5 protein-coding genes are annotated in these 6,433 nt (G+C 65.5%); all 5 read right to left on the reverse strand.

What is annotated here, in order from left to right; all coding sequences use genetic code 11:
- Positions 1–863, reverse strand: an 863-nt coding sequence (locus AWB67_RS33585) for a methyl-accepting chemotaxis protein (RefSeq protein ID WP_143328442.1), incomplete at its 3' end; no start/stop codon positions are given.
- A gap of 218 nt (positions 864–1,081) precedes the next feature.
- Positions 1,082–2,020 (reverse strand): ribokinase, encoded by a 939-nt coding sequence (gene rbsK, locus AWB67_RS33590; protein WP_087660317.1) that lies wholly within the window; start codon positions 2,018–2,020, stop codon positions 1,082–1,084.
- Positions 2,021–2,385: 365 nt separating this feature from the next.
- Positions 2,386–3,426, reverse strand: coding sequence for a LacI family DNA-binding transcriptional regulator (locus AWB67_RS33595; protein ID WP_087660318.1), 1,041 nt, complete (start codon positions 3,424–3,426; stop codon positions 2,386–2,388).
- A 223-nt stretch (positions 3,427–3,649) separates the two neighbouring features.
- Complete coding sequence (locus AWB67_RS33600) at positions 3,650–4,651, reverse strand: ABC transporter permease (protein WP_087660319.1); 1,002 nt, start codon at positions 4,649–4,651, stop codon at positions 3,650–3,652.
- Entirely contained in the window at positions 4,652–6,271 is a 1,620-nt protein-coding gene (locus AWB67_RS33605; protein ID WP_087660320.1) for a sugar ABC transporter ATP-binding protein, read from the reverse strand. It abuts the gene before it with no gap.
- Between the last annotated feature and the right edge of the window lie 162 nt (positions 6,272–6,433).

A 6,433-nucleotide genomic window follows, 5' to 3' on the forward strand; every position in this document is an offset into this window, starting at 1 on the left:
CGCGACGACAAATCGATATTGCCCGCCGCGATTTCCTTCGTCGCCGAGGCGATCGATTCGCTGCCCGAGCGCACCGTCTCGACCGTCGTGACGAGGCTCGCCTGCATCTTCGAGAGCCCTTCGAGCAGCAGGCCCATTTCGTCGCGGCGCGTAACGCTCACCTTGTGGCGCAGGTCGCCGGCAGCGATTGCCTCGAAGTGGCCGAGCGCCTCGTCGAGCGGACGTGCGATGGCGCGGCGCAGCGCGAACCACGCGAAGCCTGCCGCGGCAAGGCCGAGCGCGATCGCCGTCAGGCTGATCGTGCGGAACAGACTGAAGGTCCGCTGGGCTTCGTCGTAGCCGGCGCGGGCCGAATCGGTGAGTTCCTTGCGCAGCGCGTCATTGGCCGTCGACAGTTCGTTGTAGGCCGCCTGCATCGCCTTGGCTTCGGTCACGATGCGCGTCTGGTCTGCGGCCGCGATGGCTTCCAGGCCCGCGTCGACGCGTTTTTGCAGTTCCACGCGCCGGGCGAGCGCGGCATCGGCGAGCTGCTTTTCGGTCGGGCTTTGCGGATGCGACAAATATTCCTTCCAGTACGCGTCGGCGCGGCCGCGCATCTGGCGCGCACGATCGACCGTCGCCGCGACCTCGCCCGTGCCGACGAGCAGCGCCGCGCGATCGAAGACGAGGCGCTCGCGCGCCGCGTAGAGTTCGGTGTTGCCGACCGCGATCGCGCTCGGCATCTGATTCGAGAAAGTGTCGAGAAATGCGTCGTTGGAACGGCTCATGCCGACTAGGCCGAGGCCGCCGATCGCAATGAGCAGAGCGCCCAGAAAGGCCATCGTGATGCCAAGGCGCGCCTTGATCGTCAAACTCTTTGTCATGATTTTCCTTGATGCCGAAGCGCAGCGAACGAATCGAGAACGTAGCCGGATGAGGGCCGAATGGATCGGCGGCTGAGAACAGCCGCCGAAGCGGCGCTTTCTGGCGTCCCGCTTACCACCGGATTACGGCGTGCGCTCGCAAGCTCTTTAGGAAAATTTTTCGTCTGACGAAATAACGGGTGAACAATCGTTCGTTTTAAGCCGTCATTGAAGAAAGATTACGCCGTAATTTCGCTGCGATGCGGAATCGATGGCTGCGCGCCTTCGCGTGTCACGGCGAGCGCCGCTGCGCGTTGTCCGAAAACGATCGCCGACGCGACCGCGCTGCCGCGCGCGAGTTCGGCCGCAAAGCCGCCGATAAAGGTGTCGCCGGCGGCGGTGGTGTCGATCGCCTGAACTTTCGGCGCGGTCAAGTGCTCACCGTCGCCGCCTTCCAGCAGCGCGAAAACGCCCTGCGAACCGAGCGTCACGATCACGTTGCGGGCGCCTTTTTGCCGCAGTGCGGCAGCGGCGCGGCGGGCGTCGTCAGGGGTGGCGATGTCGATGCCGGAGAGCGTCGCCGCTTCGAGTTCGTTCGGGATCAGGTAGTCGACGAGCGGAAACCAGTCGGCGGGTAGCGTGCTCGCGGCGGGCGCCGGATTTAGGATTGTGATCTTGCCGAGGCGGCGGCCGGCCGCAAGCGCGGCGCGCACCGCGTCGGGCGGGGTTTCGAGCTGGCAGACGATGACATCGGCGGCGGCGAGCAGCGATTCATGCTGTTCGATCGTGGCGGGCGTGACATCGGCGTTGCTGCCCGCGACGATCACGATCGCGTTCTGGCTGCCGTCGTCGACGATGATGAGCGCGACGCCCGTCGGCGCCGATGCGCTCGTGCCCAACGCCGCACAATCGATCGATTCCGCTTCGAGCCCTGCGCGCAGTGTCGCGCCGTTCGGGTCGTCGCCGACGCATCCGAGCATCGCGACATTCGCGCCGAGCCGGGCTGCCGCGACCGCCTGGTTGCCGCCCTTGCCGCCCGGCACTTGCGCGAAAGCGTGGCCTGCGAGCGTTTCGCCCGGCTTGGGGAGGCGCGGCGCGCGCGCGACGAGGTCCATGTTCAGGCTGCCGGCGACGACGACGCGGCCGAGGCGCTCGGTGGAAGTGGAAGATGTGGTCATGGGCTGTCTCGTTGGAAGGTGGGTTCGGGGCGGTTTCATCGCGTCAGCGAAATGCCCGGCGCCATGCGCCCTGGCAAACCGCTCTCGGCTGGTTCGCAAGCCGCTCGCCGGAGGGCTCATGTCTTTCGCGCCCTATCTTGAAATGAGGGCATCAACCTTGCCGCCGGCGCCCGATTTGCGCAAGCCCTGCGGTCAAAAACGCTCACAAACGGCGCCCGAGCATTGCTCGAACCGAGGCCTTTGACGCCCTGCCCCACCCAACTAGACTTTCGATGCCGCGCCTTTTGCAGCAAACGCCCGACCAGGCGCGTTTGCAACTCACGCCTTGCTCTCGCCGCGCCACTACGAAGTCGGCACCCGCCACCTCACGCCTTTCGCGCGCCCCGCCGCTTCGGCCGCCGCGTTTCCGAAACGACCGCCGTCGATTCGCGCCAGATGAGGCGCGGCGCGACGACGCGCCGCCGCGTGTTCGACGGAATCTTGCCCATGATCCGGTCGATGAGCGTCTGCGCGGCCATCTCGCCGAGCGCGCGCACCGACTGCCCGACCGTCGAGAGCGCCGGATACGTATAGCGGCTCAGTTCCACGTCGTCGAAACCGATGATCGAGCAGTCGCCCGGAACGCTGATCTTGCGCTCCGCCGCCGCCCGCAACGCGCCGATGCCCATCATGTCGTTGCACGCGAAGATCGCGCTCGGCTTGAGCGTGTCGAACAACTGCGACGCCGCCGCATACCCGCCCGTCGCCGAAAAATCGCTTTCGACGATCGCGTTCGGCTCGATCTCGATGCCGCGTTCGGCCATCGCGCGGATGAAGCCGTGCACGCGCATCGCGCTGACCGCCGTCGAGACCGGCCCCGTGATGCAGCCAATCTCCGAATGCCCGAGCTGCAGCAAATGCTTGGTTGCGAGATATGCGCCCTTTTCGTGGTCGATCTGCACGAGATCGGCGGAAATGCCCTCGATATTGCGATCGACGATCACGAGCGGCTCGCGCGAGTGCGCGAGACTCTGCGCAAGCACGGCATCCTCGCCCGCCGAAGCGATCACGAGCCCGTCGATGCGTTTTTCCTGCAGCACGCGCAGATAGTTGCGCTGCTTGGCGGGATCGTCGTCGGAATTGCAGAAGAACACGCAATAGCCGTTCTTGGCGCACCCGTCCTCGACGCCGCGCGCCAGTTCCGCAAAATAGGGGTTGGTTGCATTGGGCACGAGCAGGCCGATCGTCGCCGTCGAGCGCGCCTTCAGCGAGCGCGCGACCGCCGACGGCACGTAGTCCAGCTCGCGGATCGCGCGCTCGACTTTCGCCCGTACATCGGCCGACACCGGCCGCGAATTGTTCACTACGTGGGATACCGTGGTGAACGACACCCCTGCAATGGCTGCCACGTCTTTGATCGTCGCCATACCTGGTCCTTCTTCCGACTTCCTGCTTTTTTTGATGGGGGGGCTACCGGTACGCCCGAGTTGAATCCGCGTTCGCTTGTCAGCGTTGCCGCGCATGGCCGTCGATGCGCCCCGTCCGGTTGCCCGCTCTGTTGGCGTTTCGTGTTTTCTGTGTCGCCTTGTGTCTCGTCCTCGCCGGCTTTGTGTCCTGCCCCGTGCCGGCTCCAATTGTTTTTAAAGGCGCTCAACCGCGCCGCCGCCGGCTCCGATACGTATCCAGCACGACCGCGACCACGATAACCGCGCCCGTGATGATGCGCTTGGTCGGCTCGTTCGCGCCGATCTGCGCGAGCCCCGCCGCCAGCACCGAGATGATCAACACACCGAAAAACGTACTGATCACCGAGCCGCGTCCGCCCATGAGGCTCGTCCCGCCGATCACGACCGCTGCGATCACCTGCAATTCCAGCCCGGCGCCCGCGTTAGGATCGGCGGCTTCGAGCCGCGAAATCTGGAACAGCGCGGCGAGCCCGGACAGCGCGCCCATCAGCGCGAACACGATGACCTTGTACGGCCGCGGATTCACGCCCGCGAGCCGCACGGCTTCCTCGTTCGTCCCGATGCCGACCAGATAGCGCCCGAAGACGGTCCGCGTCAAAACGAGGTGCGCCACTATCATTACGGCAACTGCGATCAAAAATGCAGGGGAAATGCCGAAAGCGATCGGATTCGAGAAAAAATCGAACGCATCGCCGATGTAGGCCGTGCGCGAATTGGTCAACTGATACGCGAGCCCGCGCGCCGCTTCGAGCACGCCGAGCGACACGATGAACGACGGAATCCGCCACGCCACCGTCACCGCGCCCGTCAACGTGCCGGTCAGCGCGGCGGCGGCGAGTCCGAGCAACGCGGCGGGCAGCGCGGGCCAGTGCCACTTCAGCGCCGCGACGCTCACCACGCCCGCCCCCAGCGCCAGCACCGATCCCACCGACAAATCGATCCCCGCGATGATCAGCACGAACGTCATCCCCACCGACATCACGACGAGATCGGGAATCTGGTTCGCGATCGTGCTGAACGTGTCGTAGGTCAGGAAGTGCGTGCTCAGCACCGAAAAGAGCGCGATCATCGCGATCAGCGCGCCTAACAGGCCGAGGTAATTCGAAAAACCGAGCCGCGTGCCCACCGCCTTCGCTGCCTTCGGCGGCTCGGTCTGCAAATCGGTCCCGCTCGGCTGGCCTGACATTCAATGCTCCAAAGTGTGGGAATCCGGCGCTTTAGCATCGGGTTCCAGCGGTTCGTGCAGGATCGCCTCGCGGTTCGCGTAGCCCGCGAAAGCAGCGGCGAGGAGCGCGTCCTGCGTCCAGTTTTCGCGTGTGAACACGCTTGTCATGCGTCCCGCTGACATCACGCCGATCCGGTCGCAGATCAGCATCAGTTCGCGCAGGTCGCTCGATACGACCACGAGCGCGCGTCCTTCCCGCGCGAGCGCGCCCATCAGGCCGTAGATGTCGAACTTCGCGCCGACGTCGATGCCGCGCGTCGGTTCGTCGAACAGCAGCACCATGCAGTCGCGCGCGAGCCAGCGGCCGATCACCACCTTCTGCTGGTTGCCGCCCGACAGTTCCGACACTGCTTGCGCGGGGCCCGACGTGCGAATGCGCATCGCGTCGATCTGCGTCTGCGCGAGCGCGGCTTCCCGCTTCGCATCGACGATTCCATGCCGCGCCACCTCGCCGATGTTGCCGAGCGAAATGTTCGCGGCGATCGGCAGCGGCAGTAGCAGCCCTTCGCCCTTGCGATCCTCGGTGATGAGCGCGATGCCGTTTTTCACCGCGTCCGACGGCGAGTCGATCTTCACGGCCTGAAGCGTTCCCGATCCGCGCGCGAGCTTGACGACGCCCGCATCGGCCGTGTCCGCGCCGTAGATAAGCCGCATCAGCTCGGTGCGCCCTGCGCCGATCAGCCCGCTCACGCCGAAAATCTCGCCCGCGCGCACGTCGAACGACACGTCGCGCACGACGTTGCCGCGCGTCATGCCTTCCACCTTCAGCGCGACCTCGCCGATGCGCCGCTCGCCCAGATCGATCCGCTCGCCGACGTCGCGCCCGACCATCAGCGTGACGAGCCGGTCGCTGGTGAGTTCGCCCATGTCGCCAAGATGCACGAGCCGGCCGTCGCGCAGCACGGCCGCGCGCTCGGCGATGCGCTTCAATTCTTCCAGCCGGTGCGAGATATAGACGAGCGCGACACCGCGCGCTTTCAGCCGTCCGACCTGCTCGAAGAGCAGATCGACTTCGCGCGCGGTGAGCATCGCGGTCGGCTCGTCGAGGATCAGCACGCGGCAATCGCCGATCAGATTGCGCGCGATCTCGACCATTTGCTGATGCCCGATCCCGAGCGCGCCGACGGGCGTGTCGGGATCGATTGCATCGAGCCCCACTTGCGCCATTGCGTGCCGCGCGTTGTCACGCAGTACGCGCCGGTCGATCCAGCCGAAACGGCCGCCTTTTTGCGGCAGCCGGTTCAAAAACAGGTTTTCCGCGACCGACAAGGTGGGCAGCAGGTTCAGCTCCTGCATCACCATCCGCACGCCGAGCGCTTCGGCGTCCTTGCGCGAAGCCGGCGCGTAGGCGCCGCCTGCGAGCGTCATCGTGCCGGTCGTGGGCGTAACAAGCCCGCCGACGATCTTCGACAGCGTGCTCTTGCCCGCGCCGTTCTCGCCCGTCAGCGCGAGGACTTCGCCTGCGCGGAGGTCGAGCGAGACGCCGGACAGTACCGGTTCGACATACGTCTTGCCGATGCCGGCGACTCTTAGAACGATGGGCGCGGGTGTATTGGCGTCGGGTTGGGCTGAGGTATGCATGGGCTTTCGCTGGCGCTCGGGTGCTCGGGGTGGGCTTGTTTACACCGTTTGATGCGCTTAGGCTCCTATGGAACTTGTTTTCTTTTCGGTCTATTTGCTCTGCCCCTGTCCGGGGCGGGACTCACTTTCTTTGCTGCTGCAAAGAAAGTAAGCAAAGAAAGC

Origin of the sequence: Caballeronia terrestris (genome assembly GCF_001544515.1) — a bacterium.
In the GTDB taxonomy this organism is placed as follows: domain Bacteria; phylum Pseudomonadota; class Gammaproteobacteria; order Burkholderiales; family Burkholderiaceae; genus Caballeronia; species Caballeronia terrestris.